Below are 293 nucleotides of genomic sequence, written 5' to 3'. Positions count from 1 at the left end.
TCGGCGGGAGCGGTGAATGCGACGAGCGTGGACGCGGTGAACGGCTCGCAGCTGTATGCGACGAATCAGAACGTGTCGAACGTGACGAACGTCGTGAACAACATCACCAACGGTGGCGCTGGCATCAAGTACTTCCACACGAACTCGACGCTGGCGGACTCGTCGGCAACGGGCACAGACGCGGTGGCGATCGGCGGCAACGCCCAAGCAACGGCGGCTAATTCGGTGGCGCTGGGTTCTGGCTCGACGACGACGGCGGATCTGAGCGCGGCAGCATACAACCCGGGCAGCGG

General features: G+C 64.5%; 1 pseudogene. It reads left to right on the top strand.

Annotation, left to right across the window (positions count from 1 at the left end):
• A pseudogene (locus JNB89_RS30865) lies at positions 1–293 on the top strand (hypothetical protein); the annotation flags it as partial.

It is taken from the genome of Paraburkholderia phenoliruptrix, assembly GCF_019511605.1.
Lineage (GTDB): Bacteria > Pseudomonadota > Gammaproteobacteria > Burkholderiales > Burkholderiaceae > Paraburkholderia > Paraburkholderia phenoliruptrix_A.
This window is presented reverse-complemented; position numbering and strand designations above follow the sequence as displayed.